At 58.5% G+C, this 21,474-nt stretch carries 12 protein-coding genes; 4 read left to right on the top strand and 8 right to left on the bottom strand.

Features of this window, described 5'->3' with window-relative positions; genetic code table 11:
• Positions 1-38: 38 nt before the first annotated feature.
• Both NZK35_RS07670 and NZK35_RS07665 read right to left on the bottom strand, forming a co-directional pair.
• Positions 39-6,773 carry a tetratricopeptide repeat protein gene (locus tag NZK35_RS07670; RefSeq protein ID WP_259631945.1) on the bottom strand — a complete coding sequence of 2,245 codons (6,735 nt, stop codon included), beginning with the start codon at positions 6,771-6,773 and terminating at the stop codon, positions 39-41.
• 288 nt (positions 6,774-7,061) lie between these two features.
• On the bottom strand, positions 7,062-8,162 hold the full coding sequence (locus tag NZK35_RS07665; RefSeq protein ID WP_259631944.1) for a cis-3-hydroxy-L-proline dehydratase: 1,101 nt from the start codon (positions 8,160-8,162) through the stop codon (positions 7,062-7,064).
• A gap of 283 nt (positions 8,163-8,445) precedes the next feature.
• On the opposite strand from NZK35_RS07665, the gene NZK35_RS07660 reads away from it, so the two are divergent.
• A complete protein-coding gene (locus tag NZK35_RS07660; protein ID WP_259631943.1) occupies positions 8,446-9,792 on the top strand; it encodes a sulfatase in 1,347 nt (448 codons plus the stop codon).
• A gap of 200 nt (positions 9,793-9,992) precedes the next feature.
• Here NZK35_RS07660 and NZK35_RS07655 read toward each other — a convergent pair whose 3' ends face one another.
• From NZK35_RS07655 to NZK35_RS07630, 6 genes are all read right to left on the bottom strand, one after another.
• Positions 9,993-10,439, bottom strand: a complete 447-nt coding sequence (locus NZK35_RS07655; protein ID WP_259631942.1) for a GNAT family N-acetyltransferase — start codon at positions 10,437-10,439, stop codon at positions 9,993-9,995.
• Between the two features lie 20 nt (positions 10,440-10,459).
• Positions 10,460-10,735, bottom strand: a complete 276-nt coding sequence (locus NZK35_RS07650) for a hypothetical protein (RefSeq protein ID WP_259631941.1) — start codon at positions 10,733-10,735, stop codon at positions 10,460-10,462.
• Between the two features lie 196 nt (positions 10,736-10,931).
• Complete coding sequence (locus NZK35_RS07645; RefSeq protein ID WP_259631940.1) at positions 10,932-12,353, bottom strand: DUF4832 domain-containing protein; 1,422 nt, start codon at positions 12,351-12,353, stop codon at positions 10,932-10,934.
• Between the two features lie 289 nt (positions 12,354-12,642).
• Positions 12,643-14,187 (bottom strand): arylsulfatase B, encoded by a 1,545-nt coding sequence (locus tag NZK35_RS07640; protein WP_259631939.1) that lies wholly within the window; start codon positions 14,185-14,187, stop codon positions 12,643-12,645.
• A 666-nt stretch (positions 14,188-14,853) separates the two neighbouring features.
• Positions 14,854-15,216 (bottom strand): clan AA aspartic protease, encoded by a 363-nt coding sequence (locus NZK35_RS07635; RefSeq protein ID WP_259631938.1) that lies wholly within the window; start codon positions 15,214-15,216, stop codon positions 14,854-14,856.
• A complete protein-coding gene (locus tag NZK35_RS07630) occupies positions 15,213-15,446 on the bottom strand; it encodes a hypothetical protein (RefSeq protein ID WP_259631937.1) in 234 nt (77 codons plus the stop codon). The genes NZK35_RS07635 and NZK35_RS07630 overlap by 4 nt, the downstream gene beginning before the upstream one ends.
• Before the next feature lie 625 nt (positions 15,447-16,071).
• Here NZK35_RS07630 and NZK35_RS07625 point away from each other — a divergent pair.
• The 3 genes from NZK35_RS07625 to NZK35_RS07615 all read left to right on the top strand — a co-directional run bounded on the left by NZK35_RS07625 (position 16,072) and on the right by NZK35_RS07615 (position 21,447).
• A complete protein-coding gene (locus NZK35_RS07625; RefSeq protein WP_259631936.1) occupies positions 16,072-16,455 on the top strand; it encodes a BlaI/MecI/CopY family transcriptional regulator in 384 nt (127 codons plus the stop codon).
• Positions 16,456-16,463: 8 nt separating this feature from the next.
• On the top strand, positions 16,464-20,129 hold the full coding sequence (locus tag NZK35_RS07620) for a carboxypeptidase regulatory-like domain-containing protein (RefSeq protein WP_259631935.1): 3,666 nt from the start codon (positions 16,464-16,466) through the stop codon (positions 20,127-20,129).
• Positions 20,130-20,229: 100 nt separating this feature from the next.
• Positions 20,230-21,447: a carboxypeptidase regulatory-like domain-containing protein gene (locus NZK35_RS07615; protein ID WP_259631934.1), complete on the top strand. Its 1,218-nt coding sequence runs from the start codon at positions 20,230-20,232 to the stop codon at positions 21,445-21,447.
• Positions 21,448-21,474: the final 27 nt, after the last annotated feature.

Raw genomic sequence — 21,474 nt, 5'->3', positions numbered from 1 at the left:
ACGCTTATGCGTCGCGGCTCACTAAACCAACAGACCGGTTAGCGAGCGGCGCGTGCGTCGTGGCGACGGCTGAGCCCTGTCAGCACCGACAGGGCGGCCTGATCCTCGTTGTCTTCCGCAATTTCAACCAACTGTGCAATCACTTGCATCGACGCCGCGTCGGCGGATTCGACGTCACTCCTCAAGATCGCCGTCAACGCGATGACAAATTCATGCAACGGCCCCGAATCCATCCGTTCCCCCGTCGGAAACGTTTGCAGACACTCGGCTAGCAAGTCGCTCAAGGTGTCCGGGCTGGCCACTGACGCTAACACAAGACGGGCAGGAAGATTCGGGGACGAACGCTCTTCGGCAGCCGCGATGCGATCGAGTTGGGCCAGTAGACTCTGGCATGCCTCGCGTCCTGCCGGGGTGGACGAGGCAGATCGGACCGCCAGCTCGAACAGGCAATCTCGCGGGGTTTCGGTCAAGGCATCCAACCTGGTTCCGTACAGATCCACCGTTGCATCCTGAACGCCAGCCAATAGATCACTCCGCATCGCGTCGACGTATTGGATGGAATTTTCGACATCGACGGATTGGATCGCCGATTCGATTCGGGTTTCCAAAATCCTGCGATGATTTCGTCCCTGGCTGTAACGCCTGGCCAGTTGGAACACCAACGGCCGGTCCAAGAAACGCCGACAGGTCCCGGCGGCATCGACGGGGAAGCCGGAATCGAACAGGTTCTCTGCGATGTACGCCGCGACCTGCAATTGCCGATTCTCTCGCACGCCCGTGGTCCGCGGAAACTTCCACGTGTGCAGACGCTCCAGCCAACCGCGTCGGGCAAGATCACTCCGGCCGACTTTGACGTAGGTTCGAAACAGTTGATCCAGCGGAGAACCGACGATGTGTGACGGCACTGGCTCCGCCGGAGAATTGCCAACCGCGGCCTGAAAGACACCGATTTGCAGCATTGCTTTCTGATCGATCGGATCAAGCGTTTCAATCAGTTGGCCGGTTTGCCAAAGCAGTCCGGCGGGGATGTTTACCGGCGGAGACGTCGTGACCTCGTCATTCAATCGAGCCGGAACCATCGCACGAATCCGCTCCGCCGCCGCGCCGCGTGTCGACTCGGCGTGTAATTCATAAACGGCTTTCAGCCATCGCCGAATCGCTCGAGTGTCCTCGTCCGTTGAACCATCGACTGCGTTAAGAAATCGATGTGAGGCTTGGTCATCGCGATGCAACAGATTCATCAGATCGGCTAAGACGCCCTGAACGACTCCCGATTCATTCCACCCCCGCACGCTCCAAAGCGGCGAATCGTGACGAAAGGCATTGGGCGACGTGATGGCATCAACCATCATCGATTTCAATTCGGGAAGCTGTTGTCGTTCTGACTTTGGAATCGCAGCCAGCAGCACGTCCAAGTGTTTCGCGGCTTGGGGATGGTTCACGACGACATGCCGAGCGAAACGCCGCTGGGCTTCGCTGAACGTCCCCGATCCGGGGATCCGGATCGCACTGCAGACGGATTCGAGGGGGAACGATCGGATGTCGATTCGACAAAGGTGATCGAAGAGGATCTCTTGGGACGTCGACATCGACGCCGCGCGGGTGAACACATTCCAGTGGCTCTGCCATTGTTTCGGATCCCGCTCGAACGCGACCAGATACAGCATCGCGGCGTGATGGAATTTCTGTTTGCCTCGAAGCGAACTTGCCCGCCTGATGATTTGACGCGGCGTCAGCTTCTCCGACTCGATCGTCTGTTCCCAGAGCCGGCCGGCGAGTTCCGGTTCCCCGGCGGCGACATACAAATCGGCGAGTTCTTCGCGATAGACATTCGAGTTCGGAGATGACTCGAGTTTTCGTTGGGTCGTGGTGATCAGGGGCTGCAAGCGGTTCGTCTGGGCGAGGATCTGGATCGCTTGGCGACGTGTGCCGGAGCGGTCTGGCTTGCGTGGGTCTTGTTGGCGATGGATGACCGAATAGGCGACTTCCGACGCGGTGATAAAATCACCTGATTCCAGCAGCGATTGGGCCAACTGGATTTGTTCGACAGCATCCGCCACGGGATTGCGGCTGGAACGGCGGTTGGGGGCGCGGCTGGGGGTTGGGGCGACGGGCTGTTGCGTGATCGCCTGCTGCAACGAAGTGACCGATGCGTTTTTCGAGTTGATCGATTGCAATTGCTTTGTCAGGAACGTCCGCGTGTCGTCATCCATCGGCCGAGCGAGGAGTCGTCTGGCGGTGGAGCGAACGAGGTCACCGTTGCCCGCCTGTGCGGCCAGGATCACGCGCGCCAAGTCGACTTGCTGGCCGGACGGATCGTCCGTTGTTTTGATCTGATCAAGACGTTCGAATGCGTTCGCGGGTTGCTCCGTGACCACGGCCAGACGCGCCGCTTCGATTTGCAAGTCGAGATCGTCGGGGAACTCATCGGCCAACGTTTCCAGCTGGACAAAACAATCCAGCGGCCGTTGGTCCCACCACGCCGCGAATGCGGCAAGAATCCGCCGCAACTTTAACTCGTGCGGCGTTGCGCCCTCAAGCGGTTCGACCAGCCGCTCCAGGAAATCGTCAGGGATCGATGGTATGGCGTTTGACGAACCTTTGACAATCTGCTTCGGAATCAGCGGCAGCACGCCCCGCAACAGATTCGCCTCAAGCAATCGTCTCGAAAGCGGCATCTGCAATTTGAACAATTCATATCGTCTCTGACTCACATCGGACAACAACACCGGAGTCACGATCTGTAGCTGCTCTCCGCCAAACAACTCTGACGGTGGCAGCCCTTGTCGGAAAAGAAGGGACCAACGGGAAAAATGCGCGATCCAAGCATCGGCCAGCAGTTGCCGATGGCGGATCACGAAGGCTCGTTCGGCGTCACTGTTTGGCGAGACGATCCACGGCACCACTTGGTCGGTCATCGATTCGCCGGGGCGACTGGACCTGGCGATCTGGACCAAATCGGCGGCTTTTTCATCCGCCAGGGTGAGATGGTTTTCCCACAGTGCGGCTTGGATCTCCGCGACCGTGCGGTGGTAGTTCGATGGGGCGACCGACTGGTCGAGCGTTTCTGCAAACGGATAGTCTTTCCCCGCCACACGAGACTCCGCGACCAAGTTTTGTCGCAACTGCAGGTCACGTCTGATCGTCTCGATCGGCGCCGAACGCTTCGTTGCCAGGGTCTGGTGTGTTTGACAAACGATGGAAAGGATCTCCAGCTTTGAATCATCGAGCGGGGAAATCTTTTGCCGCGGGGTCTTTTCCAGTACCTGCCGAATGCGTGATCGCCGGGCGAGGAGCTCGGCAAGTGCCGGGTGATCGCCCGCCGGATCGAGCTGGGCGACCCGCCAGATGATCGCTTCGGGTGGCAACGTGTCGGTGTCGTCGAGCGAATTCTGGATCGAGTGCAGCAGGATGACGTTTCGAAACGCCGCGATGTCAGCGGAGTCGATCGGCGGGGCGGCGAATCGCTTGTCGATCAATTGTTTCGCCGTGACTGATTGTCCGTGTAGGGACGCCAGTTCTTGATCCGCAAGAATCTGCACGCAACGCGCGATCCAGTGGGCCTGGAAGTAATTCTCGGGCCCGAGGAAGTTGCTGCCGAAGGCGAACGAGTAACTCTTGGAACCGTTGTTTTGCCGGCTCGTGATTCGCCGCTCATTGAGCAACACAATGTTTTGCAGTGATGCCGCTGCCGACGCAGGAAAGTGATCGCGGTCGTTGAAAATTTGCGTCGGTCGCCTGCCTCTGAGCGTCAGGGAACTGCCAGACGACCCTCGCACCACGACAAAATTCGAGAGGATGGCGGAGGGCGAGAGCGTCGTGGCAGACGCTCGCGAGGCGGACGTGGACTGGGGCGGCGGGGCAAAACCAGAGATCGACGGCAGGTCGTCATCGAGTTTCAACGCTGCCACTTCGCCGGCCACCTTCGCGGCTTGCGCCAAATGCTCGCCGCGTTCGGGGGCGTCGGACAGCAACAGCAGTTGAGCCCAGACGAGACGGATGTCCCACAAGTTGCGGTTGTTCTCCAAAGCCACGCGACACAACTCGGCCGCCTGCTCGGGATCGGTGATCGCGATGCGACGGATGATGGACGCCATCCGCGTGGGATCCTTCGTCGCTTTCATCTCTCGCATCGTCACTTCGGCTTGCGTGATCAAGCCGGCTTCCAGTTCGAGCGACGAAAGCCGACTTTGATTCGACGGCGTGTTTTCCACATTGACGAGCCGGCGTTGATACGAAACCGCCGAGAACAGGTCCCCGGATTGCGACAAGTGGTCGACCATCGCCTGCAGCAACTTGACATCCCGCGGATGTTTGCCGAGCATCCGCTTGATCACGGTGTGAGCTTGCCGAAAATCCTTCACGAGCGTCCAAACAGACGCGATCAAAATTGACTTGGATTTTGGATCAAGACCGTCGATTTCAACGCGTTCGAGCCGACTCACGAGCCGGTCGATTTCTCCACGCCGTGCATACAGGGGCACCAGTTGTTGGACCAGGTCTGTCCGTGCGGTGATTCGACGTTCATGTGCGATGGCTTGCCAGAGTAAATCAATCGCGGCAAGCGTTTCATAGCGTTTGGCCAATCGTCGTGCCAAGGTGACACGTGCGTCGATGCCACGGGGATCGACCACAATGGCTCGTCGCAGTGCGTTTTCTCCGGCTTGATCTTGACCGGCCGCAAAGGCGATTCGAGCGTACAAGCGATACGAATCGGGGGACGCCGGATTCGCGTCAATCATCGCTTGAGCGGCGCGGGAGGCTTGATCCAGTTCGCCCAATTGTTCATGAATTTGGACCAACCGACCGAGATGATCGACTTGAAAGCGTTTGTCCAACTGCGCCAGCGTTTCCAGATGCGTTGCGGCGGTTGAAAGTCGACCCAATGCGTCGGCGATGTCGACCGCATCGCGAAGGATCGCAACGTTTTCTGGATCCAGGTTCAATGCGGCGTCGATCGAAAGTGATGCCGCCGCCGGTTGTCCGCTGGCAAGAAAAAGCAAGGCGAGAAACCGCTGGTTTTCCCGCGTCGGTTCTTCGACGGAAACCTGAGCAATCCGCTCGCTCAGTTTACCCGCCGCCCGCAGTGCTTCGATGCGACGCCGGATCAGACGCTCCCGTTCGTCAGCGTTTTCAGCCAACCCCGACGCGGTTTCCAGTTCTGCAAATGCCGCGTCGTGTCGGTTCGCTTCCGAGAGCACGCGGATGTAACGCAAGCGTTGCTCAAACGACAAATCCAGCTCGGCCGCTTGCCGCCAACATTGCAACGCCAGGTCGGTCAGCTTGAATGAACCAAACACCGTCGCGAGCCGGATCAGCGATTCCGCGCTCCGCCGCTGGCCATCGGCAATGGATTGCCAAGCGGCGATGGCCTCGTCGTGTCGTCCGAGATGATGTAGCAGTTCGCCGAGGGATTCTCGATAGTGCGGGTCGTCGGGTGCCACATCGATCGCTCGCCGATAGAGTTCGACGGCGCGGTCGGAGGCTTCGATGGATTGCATGTGTCGCGCGATGGTCGCCAGCAGGGAGGCATCATCAGACTTGACGTTGGCGAGTTGGTTCCACGCCTCCCGGGCCGCCTCGCGACGTCGTGGGAGACTGATGGTTAAGTCACCGAGACAGGCCTCTCCCAACCGCAACCGATAGTCGGGGTTGGCCGGATCGATGGCGATCAGCTGTTCGATATGTCGCGCAGCCTCGTCGGCCCTGCCTTCGCCTTCCAGGATTTCCACCAGGGCAAGACGGGCATCGACATGGTGCGGTGTTTTCTCGATCACCCGCGACAAGATCGGCACAGCCTCCTCGTTGCGCCCGGATCCCGCCAGGATTTCCGCCAAACGAATCGGCAGCGTGACGTCGTCTGGAAAACGTTTCGTCTGGTGCCGGTAGTAATCCGCCAACGCATCGGTGTCGCCGGCGGACAGATAGCTCCGTTCCAATCGGCTGCGAACATCGGCGTGCAGCCAGCTTCCCGGACGCAAACGATCTAGGATCGATTGCAACTGATCGCGGGCCTGTTCCGTTTGACCGATCCGGGCCGTTAAATCGGCGACTTTGATTTGATAACCGACGCGGGTTTCCGCTGTCTTGGCTTGTTCGGCCAAACGTCGATAGTGGTCGAGCGCGGGTTCGTAGGCTTGCTGTGCCACCAAGGCGGCCGCAACCTTTTCCGCCATCGAATGATCGTCGGGGTATTGATCGACCAACTGATTCCACAGCGTGATCGCCCGGCCGGTCTGACCGATCCGGCAATGAAGCCTGCCGAGATCAAGATAGATGTCCGGTGCTTGCCGACGATCGGGCTGTTTGGTGATTGCACGTTGAAATGCATCAATCGCTTTTTTATTTTCACCTTCGGCCGCCAACGCTTTGGCCAATTGGTGACTGACGCTGACATTTCCGTCCAGTAACGTCTCCGCTTTTTGCAACGAAGCAACCGCGGCGGATGAGTCGGCCCGCTTGAGCTGAATCAAGCCATGGACCATTTGCTTGTGCCCCGAATTGGCATCATCGAGCGACTGCAGCAATCGATCGAGCGATTGATTTTGGACATGAAAGTCATAGACACGATCGAGCGCCGTGCCGGGTTGTGGGTTCCGCAGCAGGACGTCGAGAAACCGATCCGCAACCTGACGTTCTTGATCGGGAGGCTGCGCGGACAAGGGCGAGACGGTGGCCAGCAGCGTCATCAGGAAGCATGCGACGAAACGGACCGAGACGATCTTCGAATCAATCGACCTGACACGCAGTGAGAGGGAAAACAGTGTCGCCATCTTCGTCGTCTTTGGCCGTGCTTGAAATCCTTCGCCGCGACGCCTGGTCTGCGGCTGTAAGAATCCTAGTATGGCGTTGACCCCGTGAAAAACGCAAATGCGAGTGGAATCCTTCCCTGCCTATTCTGATCGTGGTCAAAAATTAGGTGGTCAAAAAATGCGTTGACCCGATTGGACAGCAATCATCCCACCACGCACCATCTCGTTTGACCAATCCATTTTTTGACCAATCCATTTTTTGACCCAATGCCGTGTCCATCCTGAATGCGTTCGCGTCAACGGGGTCGCTCAGCAGCTCCAGACCGGGTCGCCCAGGACGTCGAACTTAGGGGTGATCCCCAGCCCGGGCTCGGTCGATGCCGCCATCCGACCGTTGACCCGTTGGGGTGCCCCGTCGGCGATCGATCGGGTGACGTAGCTGTTGAAGTCGGTCGAAGTGAACAGATAGTCGGTCGGCGTGCTGTGTGCCAGGTGCGCGATCGCTGCGGTGATGATGTCTCCGCCCCAGCTGTCTTCGAGTGTCATTGCGATCCCCAGGGACACGCACAGGTCGCGCGCCTGTTTGGCTTTGGTCAGTCCGCCGAACTTGCTGATCTTGATGTTGACGGCATCCATCGCACGATCGGAGGCGCCCTTCAGGATCGCGTCGACCGAGTCGATGACTTCGTCCAGGATGAACGGCAGGTTGGTGTGTTGACGAATCGTCAAACACTGCTGATACGTCGCACAGGGCTGTTCGATGTAGACGTCGACGTCACGCACGGCACCGACGACCCGCATCGCTTCGTGCATCAACCAGCCCGTGTTGGCATCGGCGACCAATTTATCGCCCGGCTGCAAGATTTCTCGGACCGCGCGGATTCGCTCGATGTCTTCATCCGCTTTGCCACCAACTTTCAACTGAAACCGTCGATAACCTTCGCCGCGGTATCCGGCCACGTTGTCGGCCATCTCCGCGGCCGGTCGCTGGGAGATCGCACGATAGAGCACCACGTCGTCTCCGAATCGACCTCCGAGCAAGGTGCAAACCGGCAGCCCGGAGACTTTGCCCAGGATGTCCCAGCACGCCATGTCGATCGCCGTTTTGACGTAGGGGTGCCCCTTCATCACGCGGTCCATCTTGTGATTGAGTGCCCACAACTGGGTCGGGTCCGCGCCGATCAGTTGGGGGGCGAGTTCCTGCATCCCCGCCCTGGCTCCGGCGGCGTAGGCGGGCAGGTAGACCGGCCCGAGAGGGCAGACTTCTCCAAACCCAACCACTCCCGAATCCGTCTCGACTTGGACGACCGTGGAATCAAAGACGTCGACGCTCTTCCCCTCCGACCAGCTGTAGTTGCCTTCCGCCAGGGGCAGGTCGACTTGATAAACCTTGAATCCGGTAATCTTCATCTCGTTCACTCGATGGGTGGTGCAATGGGTTAAGACCGCCAGGTGAAATCCGCGACCGCGGAAATCGATGTCGCAGACAGAATTTAGCAATAATCGCAACGGGGCGGCACCGGTTCGGGGCCAGCAGGCACGTGCCTACCCCGGGCGCACCCTTTGATGGTTCTTGTGCCCACAGGTTGGCCTTAGGGAGTTAGCTGCACCGCGGTCCGGGCAATCGAATAGACTGACAGGGGTTGGTACTCACCCTCCCCGACCGTCTCCCACTCACCCCGGGCCATTTCCCATGTCGCGATTGATGATTGTCGCCGCCTTGTGCTGTCTCTCCGGTTTCGCCTCGGCGGCCGATCGACCGAACGTCTTGTTCATCGCCGTCGATGATTTGAACCACTGGTTGACGCATTTGAACCGCAACCCGCAGGCCCGCACGCCGAACTTTGATCGGCTGGCTCGGCGCGGTGTCACTTTCACGAACGCCCATTGTGCCGTGCCGGCCTGTGAACCATCGCGTTGTGCCTTGATGAGCGGACGACGACCGTGGGTGTCCGGCTGCTATAAGAACGGACACGCCTGGAAAAACCACCAAGCGGCCGGCGAGGGATTGAGCGCGCAATTTCTCAATGCCGGTTACCACGTCGCCGGTGCCGGAAAGATCTATCACTCCAGGCAGTACTATCCCAGCGAATGGACCGAGTACATGCCCGACGACGGGTTGAGCGCCAGTGGACCGGGCGTGAAGAAATATGACGGCTACCACGACGACGTGACGCACCCCAACCTGAAAGACGACGACATCATGGATTGGCACTGCGTCAACTATTGCATCGAACGGATCACCAAGAAAAGCGACAAACCGTTCTTCGTCGCCTGCGGACTCTACAAACCCCACCTGCCGTTCGTCGCTCCCAGAAAGTACTACGACGCGTTTCCGCTGGAATCGATCCAGCTGCCGCCGCACATCGAAAACGATTTGGCCGACATTCCTCCGTCGGGCGTGAAGATGGCCGGACCGCAAGGCGATCACGCCAAGTTCCTCAAAAGCGGGCGTTGGAAAGCAGCGATTCAATCCTATCTGGCGACCTGCAGCTACACCGACATGAACCTCGGTCGGTTGCTCGACGCACTCGATGCCAGCCCGAACAAAGACAACACGATCATCTGCCTGTGGAGCGATCACGGTTGGTCCCTTGGCGAAAAAGAACACTGGCGCAAGTTCGCGTTGTGGGAAGAAACCACGCGGACCGCCTTCATCTGGGTCGTTCCGGGATTGACGACGCCCGGCACCCGCTGTGACCGGTCGGTCGATTTGATGTCGGTGTACCCGACGCTGTGTGAGCTGACGGGTATCGCGACGCCCGATCACGTCAGCGGCCGAGACATTTCGTCATTGTTACGCGATCCCCAATCGCCATGGGACTTCCCCGCGATCACCACGCACGGACGCGGCAACCATTCGGTCAAGACCGAAACGCATCGCTACATCCGTTACGCCAACGGCGAAGAAGAACTCTACGATGTCGTCGCGGATCCGTACGAGTGGGAAAACCTGGCGTCGAAACAGGGAAGTGACGCTATTGAGTCACAGTTGGCCAAGTGGTTGCCGAAGCAGGAAAAGCCTGAGCCAAAGAAGTAGGGCATGCTGTGCATGCCACCCGTCACGCACAGCGTGACCTACGTCACTGAGAATGAGAAAAAGTAGGGCATGCTGTGCATGCCATCGTGACGTCATGCACAGCATGACCTACATCCACCCGTCATGCACAGCATGACCTACGTCCACCCGTCATGCACAGCATGACCTACATCCACCCGACATGCACAGCATGACCTACGTCACCACGCCGACAGTTCCATCGAAAGAAACAGTTTGTCGTGTCCGTGTGAATCCCAGTTGACCAGTCGCCCGGCTTCGACGAAACCTTGCGCCAAATAGAACTCGGGGGCTTGATAAGACATCGTGTCGACGTACGCGAACCGACAATCTCGCTCCCTCGCGATTCGGATCGATTCGTCAACCAAACGGCGTCCGATCCCCTGACGCCGAAACTCCGGCGCGACCGCCATCAGATCAATCTTCAGCCATTGGTGAATGGTGACGCCGTCGAGTCCGCCGACGATACGGTCGTCAAGTTCCGCGGCCAAAAAGATCGGCTGTTCGGCACCTGCGGATAGCGAACGCATGAAGTCGCCGTTTTCCGATTCATTGAACGCCCGCAACCATGACAACATCGATTGACGCTGGTCATCGGAGCCGTCGCGGCTGATTTGAATTTCGTGCATCACGCGATCGCCTCGGTTGGTCACGTCGGGACGTATTCCACCACGTGACCGATCTTGATCACAAACGGATGGGTTTTGTGGCTCTTGAAAAAGCCGCTGACCGTCACGCCCTCCGGGTTCTCGATCACTTTGACGATGTTGACGTAGGGGACGTGAAAGACATTTTCTTCCTCGCTGGTCGTCACCGAAAAATAATCGTCCTCGGCGGCAAGCAGCGTTGCCGATTCGATCCGGTGAGCGCTGTGAATGTTGATCCCGATCTCGTTGCCCAATTGCGTTTCAATCAGCTTTTTCATGTTCGTTCAACTCAAACGTTTGTCAGGGGACGCGGCACGGCAACGGCGTGCAACTCCTCAATCTTATCAGAACAGCATAGGGCCTTGTGTTGGTGTCCAGCCTTTAGACGCATCGGGGGATGCCTGTCAGGCATCCTCCGAAGCCGCAACCGCTTCGCGGTTGCGGCGGTGAGCGGCTGAAGCCTGGACACCAACATCACGGCAAACGAATCTTCCCGAGAGTCAACCAGCCCGGTTTCGTTTGATCTTGTTCCGCGTTGGCGAACCGCAACGGTTTGCCCCCTTCGAGCGGATGGACCACCCGCATCAACACGGTGTTGGTTCCCGAAAGCCCTGCGGTGTCGATCGACGCCGACAATTCATGCGCCGACGAACTCGGCAAATGCCCCCGCATCGATAACCCGGGCGCGATCATTCGTTTGGCGATTTTTCCGGCTGCATCGACGAAGGCCATTTCGGTGGGCCAGTCGGCATAAAACGGCGCGACGCCTTGATTGATCAACTGCAGATTGATTTGGCATCGGTTCGTCTGGCGATCGGGGACGAACGCCACACGACGGACGAAAAAGTCGTACCCCATCCGCCGGACTTCCTTGGTTGCACGCTCCAGCCGCTTCGGTGAAGCGACCTCACGAAACATCCCGGTGTCCATCAACCACGTCGCGTGTGTTTGGCTGACACATTCGTGGAAGCTCTGAACCTGCTTGGGCCACTGATCACGGTCATCGAAAACTTTGCCCCAAGCCTCCGGGCGAATCTCGCCGCCGATCGGATGGGCTTTCCATTTATCGATTGCCGCCCGGCCGGCGGCCTTGAGTGCTGGCATGTAGAACCAATCGTCCGCTTGCCTGCCGGTGTCGATCGTTGCCCAAGCAAAGGAGTCGTCGTGATAGCCGAAGGGGCGCGACGCGTTTTCGGTCTGGTAGCCGTGCTTCGGTCCGGCGGGGTAACGCAGCAGAATCGGCGTGGACGAGAACGCGGCTTCGTAGGCATCCAGCACGATAGCTTGAGTTTCTTTGCTGGCCCAGAGATCACTTCGTGGATAGGTATGCCATTCGCCCCAGGTACCCAGCAAGCCGGCGGTGATGTAGGCCAAACGGGCGTCTCCGTCGTAATTGTCGCCAAACGCAGTGATGAACGCACGAAACGCCGAACGCAGTCGCTCGTCCTCGTAGTCCGGTGTCGTGATCTCTTTCGGCGGCAGCGGCGCCGTGTTGGTGTTCAGGTACGTATGCAGCTTCAACCCGCCCTTGATCAGGTATTCCGGAATCCCTTTCTTCTTGCCCGGATACTCGACGTAAACCCGAATCACTGCTTGGTTGCCACGCGAGGCGATGTCGTCGAGCAGTGTTTCCAGCGGTTGCCAATTGAATTCGTCTTCCGCGAGCATCAGATCGCTGAATGCGAGGTAGCTGAACTCCATGCTGTGCGGGAATCGATCCGGGTGGGGACGCGCGTACGGCACCAAACCTTTGAGCGGATTGTCGGCCGGACTGGCGGCCGGTTTCAGGTCAAACGCTTGCTCCGCGTCGGTCGTGGCCCCGTCGCCGAGCAACCCCAGAAAATAAATGACCGTGCAACAGAAGATTCGTAGGATCGCGTGAACGTGGTTTTTCATTGGTGATACCTGTAGGGTTGTGGAGGCTCCTTCTACCTACCGCGTAGAATAAACGGCAAGCCAGCCTGTGGCGCGAGTCTTTGAGGCATGAGACATTCCCCACGTGCCACTCGCTGGTATGTTGTCCGCCTCTCTTGACCAAGTCGTACGTGAGTGTTGGTGTCCAGCCTTCAGGCGCATCTTCGGATGCCTTCAGGCATCTCCCGAAGTCGCCAGCCGCAAAGCGGCGTGCGGAGGGAATCGGCTGAAGCCTAGACACCAGCGACACCCCGTTCCAAGGCTCTGCGACCTACCGGCCGTCGCCGCTGTACTTGATCGTTGCACCGGTCGGGGCTTGCGGCCACGGGGTCTCGCCGGGCGGCCACGACTGGGGCTGCTTGCTCCGCACCGCCATCACCCGCGTCTTCAACCAGTCCGGCGCATCGCGGTTTTCTGCTTGACCATAGACAAAGGGTTGCGGCGGGTGCATCAATCGCGGCGGCGATCCGAGGACTTGTTGCAACGGTGGTCGCTGTTTGCCGATCGCATCGAGTTGCGATTTCAATCGAGCGACGATTTCGGGATGCTTTGACGCGATGTCCGTGGACTCGGTCGGATCGGTGGCGATGTTGTAAAGCATGTCCCCCATCAGTTTGAAGTCACCCGAGCGGATGGTCGGCAAACGCACGCTGCCGGCGACCTCGTACACGATCTCCGTTCGCGGGCTCGGCTGCCCATTCAAAATCACTTGCGACATGTCCATGCCGTCCAGCGGTCGACACGGTTTCGTGCTGCCTGCGGCGAGACTGACAAACGTCGGCAGCAAATCGACGACGTGCATCATCGCGTCACTTGTTTTTCCGGCGGGAATCTTTCCAGGCCATCGCATCGTACACGCCACACGGACTCCGCCTTCGAACGTCGTGTTCTTGGTTCCGCGGTACGGCCGGTTGACCTCTTCAGTCAATCCTCCATTGTCATTGGCAAACACGACAATCGTGTTTTCGGTGAAGCCATATTGGTCGACCGCACCGACGATGCGTCCCACGGCGTCGTCGAGGCATTTGAGCGCCGCCGAACGCTTATCGAGCGTGTCGGTGTAACGTGGGATCTCCTCCAGTGGTCCGTGGATCGCATTGAAGGGAACATAGATGAAAAACGGAACGTCCTTGCTGCGCTCAGAAATGAGCCGAACCGCTTCGTTGGCGAACAGGTCGGTCGAGTATCCCTGTTCGTCGAGCGGTTGTTGATTGCGATGCCAATCATAGACTGCAAACGTGGCCGGCGAATTGTGGGGGATCGTGTAGTTGTTGTAATCGATGCCCCAGCCGTAGTGACCATATTGGTGATCAAAACCCTGGCCCATTGGCAATTGTTCGGGTAACCATTCACCCAGGTGCCACTTGCCGATCAAGGCGGTGTAGTAGCCGGAGGCCTTCAAGGCTTCGGCGATTGTGTGTTCGTTGGTGTCCAGTCCGTGCAGCATCCGAGTCGGTGTCCCGTCGGGGGTGTGTGCGAGTTCCAGCCCCAGTTTTTTCAGGTAACTCGGTTTGCCAAAATCTTCCGACCGCCAATCCATCCAATTGCGAAACGCGTAGCGTCCGGTCATCAAGGCACAGCGGGTCGGTGCGCAGACCGAATGGGCATAGAACTGCGTCAGACGAAGACTTTCGCCGGCCAGACGATCCAGGTTCGGAGTCAGTTCCGCGTTTCCGCCCTGAAATCCGGGGTCCGCCCAGCCCATGTCGTCGGACAACATCAAGACAATATTCGGCTGTTCGGCCGCGGATGACGGTGAAGCGAAACACGCCCAGGCGACCAGGGCGATGATGGCAAAACGATTCGAAAGTTGCATTGGGAGTCGGCTGAGGAGCGTAAGACGAAAAAAAGTTGCAATCGGGTAAAGCCTATTGTAATCATCCACCTCGATCCAAGGCCCCGGCTTCGGAGTCACAAGCGAAGCCTCCTCGGCACGAACGTTTCCCAGGAAATGTGGTGTCCAGTTGTGCTTTTTGTGGCAAGTGATCTGCGGCGGTTTGACTGGTGCGCTGACATACTTGCTGGAAGGGGCTCACGCAAAGCCGCAAAGATTAGAACCCATTCCTTGGCTGCTTGGCGCCTTTGCGTGAGCCTTGTTCCCCTTGGGCCACGCTGATGCCGCAATGGGTGCGTTCGGACTGCGCCCACCGAAATTCGTCGAGCCTCTGTTTCCTGGAATTCGCATTTGATGTCATTGTTCAATAGGTGCGCGGTCGACTCGGCCGAAGAAGACAAACCGACGCCTGTCGATTCCAACGCTGACAACCGACGCCTGACGTGCCGGCTGCTGATTGGCACACTGGATTTCCCTCGGCGATTCCGATCGAGTACATTGGCCGTCAGCGGCGATGGCACGTGCCGTCGTCGTGGCCAGACGCGCGAACCATCCGCCCGCACACGCAGGCACGGAGTCGGCGTCAATCGAAAATACAATGTCGTTCGCCGTGCCGCGGTGAACGGTGAACGGTGGACGTTCGTCGGATTAGTCGAGACTCAACTCTTTGGTCACGTAGTCGATCGACAATCGTCGTCCTTCTAACAGTCCCGTTCCCAACAATGGGTACTTTCCATCGTTGGCGATGACTTGGACTGGAATTCGCTCGCCGAACCAATCCACAAAACAGATGAACGTCTCCAGCGATACCTTCGATCCATCGGCCAAGACTGCTTCCGTTTCAACAAGCGATTCGAGCCCCAATTGATTGATGAGATCTGCCGAGAATACAAGGTGACTGTCGAAGGCTGTGTCAATCCAAGCGACGACCTGAACACATTTGCTGTCGATCTTATTGCTGACCGGAATATCAATCAGCGCACGATTCCCTTCGTCCACACGCCCATTCACTTGGTGCTTGCTCCGATGTGGAACGCGGCTTCGTGGCCGATCCGGAGAACAAATGACTTTCGTTTTGGGAATGCGCTCTTTGCCGCCATTGCCGCTTCAAGGAATGACTTGCCGACGAAATGTGACTTCGATTCTGGCTCGATCGCCACGTACTCGTCGCGATGTTCGGCTTCGAGCGATGTTCGTAACTCAGCCTCGTACAAACGTTTTGCCGCCTCAGCGATTGACATACAACTACCTCCGTCTTCAAACTGGTTTCCTACATTCTACGCTTCGGTGCCGCTGAATGTACCCCAAAGACCGACGAACCATGGGGGGGGCGCGGAGGACTCGAAAATGCGTTTGGGCAGTGTTTGCTCATCCGCTCGTCCCCGGTCAACCCGGCCGTTGAACTGAATCGAATTGCTTACCGATTCGGCAGTTGATGTGCGGTCGCGGTTGGCTGAGGCCAGCGTGGGACTCCGGGCCGTAAGGCTGACGCCAGCGTCTCAAATCCACTGGCCGCAGATCATCAGCGTTTTGGTACGGTCGCCGTCTTGATCTCTTGTGGCTCATCGAGTGATCCTGCGGCGCACGACTCCCCCGTCACTCGCGTTGTGTGGTCTGAGGGTGTTTTTCTTTGACGAAGAGACGAATCCGATCGAACGCACCACGCGCCAATCCTTGGGAGTCGAGCGCCTGTGGATTTTTGAAGTGCACCAATGAGATTGAAACGCGGTTTGCACCGCGATGTCGATGAACAGCACGCAGGCCAACAAATGTTAGAAAAATAACAAAAATGGTTTGCCAGCGGCTTTCGGATTGTTAGATTTCTAACACTTGGAGTCGACTGCCCTGTTTGCCCTGGAGCATCACGTGCGTTCTGACCTTTCCCGCCGCGAGCGGCAGATCATGGAAGTGATCTATCAGCTCGGCGAACCGACGGCCAACGAGATCGTCGCGGCGATGCCCGACGAGCTTGCCAATGCGACCGTGCGGACGCAGCTTCGCACCCTGGAATCTAAAGGCATCGTCAAACACCGTCGCGAAGGAAAACGATTCGTGTACCTGCCCGCGGTGCCACGCAAGAGTGCCGCGGCCAAGGCGTTTCGCAAAGTCTTGGAAATCTTCTTCGGCGGTTCGGTCGAAGACGCGCTCGCCACGCACCTTGCCGATCCCAAGACGGAATTGAGCGACGATCAAGTCAAACGTCTGCGTCGATTGTTGAACCAACACCAAACCAAAGGCGGCAAGCAATGAGCGGTCACATGAATCACTGGTTGATCGACGGGCCTCTGTCGCTGTGCGTGGTCGTGGTCGTCCAAGTCGCGATCGTCTCGGCCATCGCGTGGTTGGTCGCCTCGCGGATCAAACGCGTCGACGCCGGGCGAACCTATGCGGTCTGGCTGACCGCGGTTTGTTTGACGCTGGCGATCCTGCCGGCGCATTTGCTGGTCGGTGGATGGCGGATTCCGTTGGCTTCCGCCGGAGTCGATCTGGCGATTGGATCGGTCGCGACGCCTCCAATCGAAGGGCAACTCAATGTCCCAGCGATGCAAGACAATCCGGTCATGCCAAGCGTCGCGGGCTCCATTGAAAGCGAAAAACCCACCGATCGCACATCGCAAACGCGTCCGAATCGACTTTCGCATGCACCAGCAACGGCAGCACGACCGGTATCCGGATTCCCAGAAACGGAGCTTCGGCAAACAGTTGGTGTCGTTGACCAAACGTCTGTTGCCGCTGCCTTCCGGTCCGGCGGGGCAGCCATGCTAATCCTACTCGCCTGTGCCTACACGATTGGATTTGCCTTGGTGGCGTTGCGTCTGTTGGCCGGGATGATTCGGTTGAGGAACGCCGCGTCGAAGGGACAGCGTGTCAGTGGACCGATCATCGACACCGCCGACGACATTGCCAGAACGATCGGTCTGTGCGCGACGCCGTCAATCCTTCGGACGGATCGAACGTCGATGCCGTTGGTCTTTGGGCTGTTCCGATCGGTCATCTTGGTTCCGACGGACTTTGAAACCTGGGATGACCATGAAATCCGATCCACTCTTCTTCACGAACTGATGCACGTGCGCCGGCATGACAGCGTCGGCCAGTTGCTGGCGTCGGTGAATCTGATGGTCTACTGGTTTCATCCGGCCGTCTGGCTGGTCGATCGGCGATTGACCGAATCTCGCGAATGGGCAACCGATCGCGACGTCATGGAAAAATCGTCAACGATGGATAGCGAACTGACTTCGGGGCGATACGCGGAGAGTTTGCTGAACATCGTGACGCGATTTCGAGCCGCTGATGCGACACGTCGTCTGCCGGATCATGCAGCCATCGCGATGAGCCGCCACACCGAGATCGAAGACCGCTTGAGATTGATTCTCGGCGGCGTCCCGGGGCTTTCCCGTTGGCGGATTGCGACGCTGCGTTTGATGGTCGCGATGCTGGCCGTCGCTGCGGTCGCAACGACGGTGCGGCTGGATCGATCGGTCGCACAAGAGGCTTCGGACGAGGACGGCAAGCCGGCTGTCTCGGACGCGGTCCAAGCTGCCGCCGACGACTCTGCCCCCATGGTCGAGCCGATCCGCCCGGAAGATAACGATCTGATCGCCCGAGTGCTCCAATGTGAAGTGTTGACCGCCGAAGGCGATGACTATGCGGTGCTCGTCAACGCCTCGGGAAAGGTCCTTGCGCCGGACGGACAGCCCGTCACCAGTGCGACGGTCGTGTTGCGGGAATCGAGTGGGCGACGGGTTTCGAGCGATTTGGAAAAATACTACTACAGCGCAGACCGCAAAACGATTCGGGTTTCTGACGTGATCGCCCGGATCGAAACGAATGCAAACGGCGAGTTTGAGTTTTCCGCCGTCAAGGCACCCGCGCTTCGAAACGATGCTGCAGACCGTTGGAGCGGATCGCTGGTCGCTGTGTTTCCGGGACTGGGGGTCGATGCAATTCCGCTGATGATAGAAAAAGCGAACCCAGCCCCAATCCGCGATCTGGAGTTAAAGCTCGAATCACCGAGATCCATTAGCGGTCGTTTTGTCACGCCCGACGGCGAACCGCTTGCGGGGGCGATCGTCGACGTTGTGCAACTATTCACTCCGTCATCAACGCTATTCGAACGTCAGGAACAATTCGAACTTTCTCGTAGCCAACTGACGCCACGGACGTTGACTGACGCGACGGGCCGATTTCAGTTCACCAACCTTCCGGCCGGTCAAATCGCATCGATCCAGGCGTCGCACGATCATTGGGAGGACGGCTACATTGCGGTTCGAACGAGCGATGACGTCGCACTGGGGAAGCTTCAGCGACCCAATTCTTGGCTTTCCAGTGGAGAGGTGGTGGCGAGCCCAGCAACGGTCGTCGCCGATCCCGGATACACACTTCACGGCCGTGTGATTGACCAGCAGGGATCGCCGATCGCGGAGGTCAGCGTCTATCCGTCGTCAAGTGTCTATCGCTTTAAGACTGATTCGGACGGTGAGTTCCGATGTCGCATTTCGACGCTGATGGTCCAACGCTATTTGGATCGCGACGATCGGCCGATGAAATTTTCTGTCGTGCCGCCCCAGCATGGTCCATCGATGCCGACACAATTGGAACTGTCCTCAGACCAGTTAACGGGAAAGAAGCCGATTGACGTTACGTTGTCCAAGGCTGCCACGATCAGCGGGAAAGTGGTGGACGCATCGGGCAGCCCCCTGGAGGGAATCTGGGTGCGATCGCTCGACGGTCCAGCATCCTTGGGTGCCACGTCCGATGCGGACGGAACGTATCGTCTCAAACTTCCCAAAGGCGAGCATTTCCTGGCCGTCGCAACCCGCGACGCAGGGTACGCCATCCCTTCGTACTCAAAGCTAATTGTGCTGACGAAGGAAGAAGCCGAATCGCTGCCCCACCAAAAAATCACGATCTCGGACCATACACCGCGTGAGCTCGAACCGATCGTTGTCCCCAAGCTTTCCACCTACCAGGTCATCGTGTCGCTGCCCGACGGCAAACCTGCCGTCGGCGCGTCCGTCATCCTGCGTGACGAAATCCCACCCAGCCCCAACGCTCCCGAATTTGATCGGACTCCTCACATCGTGGAAAAATCGGAGACCGAAACCACGAATTCACTCGGGCGCGCCACGTTGGTTCCTAATGGAATAACTTCCTCCAAAGCGTTCATCGACGTTAAGTACCTCAACGGCGATTCTGCCTTCGACGGCATGGTCAAGCTGAGCGAAGCCAAGGACGGTGTGGTCCATTTGGTGCTGAATTCCTCCGCGATCGTCGAAGGCCGCGTGCTGGTCGACGGAGAACCGGTCGCCGGGGCTCGGGTGCAGGTCAGCCTGACGAAGCCTGTCCAGCGGACGGCCAACGGCAGGACGATGATGTTTTATCAATCCAGCGGTCACCAATTCGTCACGACGAACTCCGAGGGTGTGTATCGGGCCTCCGTGCCGGCCGGAAAACGGGTCAGCGTCAGTCTGAGCAGCGTTCCGAATCTCAGTGTCCGATCAGGGATCGGCTACTACGCGAATCCAGACGGCGACGGAAAGCTGATCGTCAAAGACTTCGAGTTGATCCGCGGGGACCAAGCCATCGCCGGACGTGTGATCGATGCTGATGGCAATCCAGTCGCCAAGGCGATGGTCTCCATCCGCCGTGACCGGGACGTCGTCCCCAACTTCTGGGTCGATCATGATCGCGAAAGTCAATCGACCACCGACGCAAACGGACGCTTTCACCTCAAAAACGTCCCGCAAGGAAACTACCAACTGATGGTCCGCGGCCCCCGAGGCGCGAGCTCCGTCTCGACGACACGGATCTCGACGATGGTTCCGGTCAGTACCGGCGAGATGAATTTGGAGATCACGTTGAACCTTCCGAGTGCACCCGCGATCCCAAGGTTGGTGCCGATCGAGATCACGCCAAAACGGTAGGACAAGTGGGATAGCCTTCCAGGCTCGTCATTCCGCAGACTCGACGAGCCTGGAAGTCTATCCCACTTTTTCAATTCCCCTTCACCCTCGGACACGCAAAATGCTTTCGATCAAATTTCTGTTGTCGTTGTTGCTGACCGCGGGGACCGCCGAACTGTCGGGCCGCGTGGTCGACTCCGAGGATGCTCCCGTTGCCGGAGCGATCGTCGTCGTCAGCACCGCCAAGCCTCGCGTCGGCCCGGCCACGACCTGTCCGTCGTGCTACCGCGATTGCACCAAACGCACGGTCACGGATTCAAACGGACGGTTTTCGATTGCGGATCTGTCCGACAGCTTGCTATTCAGTTTGGCCGCCGGCGGCGCAGGCTATCAAGGCCAAGTGTCCGAGCACTTTGATCCGGAACAAAATCCCGAGATCAAATTCGAACTCGAACCCATCCAGCGCACCGAAAAGATCGAAGTGCTTCGTGGCCGCGTGATCAACCTCGACGGTGACCCGATCGCGGGCGCCCAAGTCAGGCCACACACCATCTTCCGCAACAACGGAATCGGCGGCGGATCCGACCGCTCGGTCACCCCGTTGACGCTCACCGATGCCGGCGGCTTCTTCGAAATGTCCGTCGGTGATCACATCGAATGGATCGATCTGCGGATCAACGCGTCCGCCTACGCACCGGCACAAATCCGGTGGAGTCGTTCAGGGAACGACGAACTCACGATCTCGCTCGGGGCTGGTGCAGGGCTGCGTGGCAAATTGGTGTTTCGCGGCCAACCCGTCGCGGGCGTCGAAGTCGGCCTGGTCCAAAAGAATCGCATGATGGGCAGCATCGTGACGCCCCAAGAGGTTTACACCGACGAAGCGGGCGTGTTTACCTTTGACCAGATTCCCCCGGGGCTCGATTACGCCGTCTACACCCACACCGGACAAGCCGCATCGGCGGTGCTACCGCTGAGTTTGATCGAGGCACCCGGACACGGTGAAATGGCGGACCTGGGGGAGATCGCGGCGGTCGAACCGAGGCGGTTGTCGGTGACCGTGACGGCCAGCGACGGGTCGCCACTTCCGAAAGACAGTTACGTCTACATCGGGCGACGCTACGGTTGGCGCGGCTCGCAATTGCCACTGGAACAAAAAACAACGTCAAGGGTGTCGATCCTCGATGCGGCCCCCGAAGTCTATCAGGTCGGAGTGCGTACGAAGGGGTACACCGTGTTGGAAACCCAGCCGAAGTTAAACGTCGATCTCAATCGAAGCTATTCGGTGGACGCCAACATCGAATCGAGCGTCGTCTTTATTTTGGAGCCGACAGGGGATTGAAGTCGCACACCGTTGGTGTCCAGCCTT

This window comes from Stieleria sedimenti, assembly GCF_025060895.1.
In the GTDB taxonomy this organism is placed as follows: domain Bacteria; phylum Planctomycetota; class Planctomycetia; order Pirellulales; family Pirellulaceae; genus Stieleria; species Stieleria sedimenti.
This window is presented reverse-complemented; position numbering and strand designations above follow the sequence as displayed.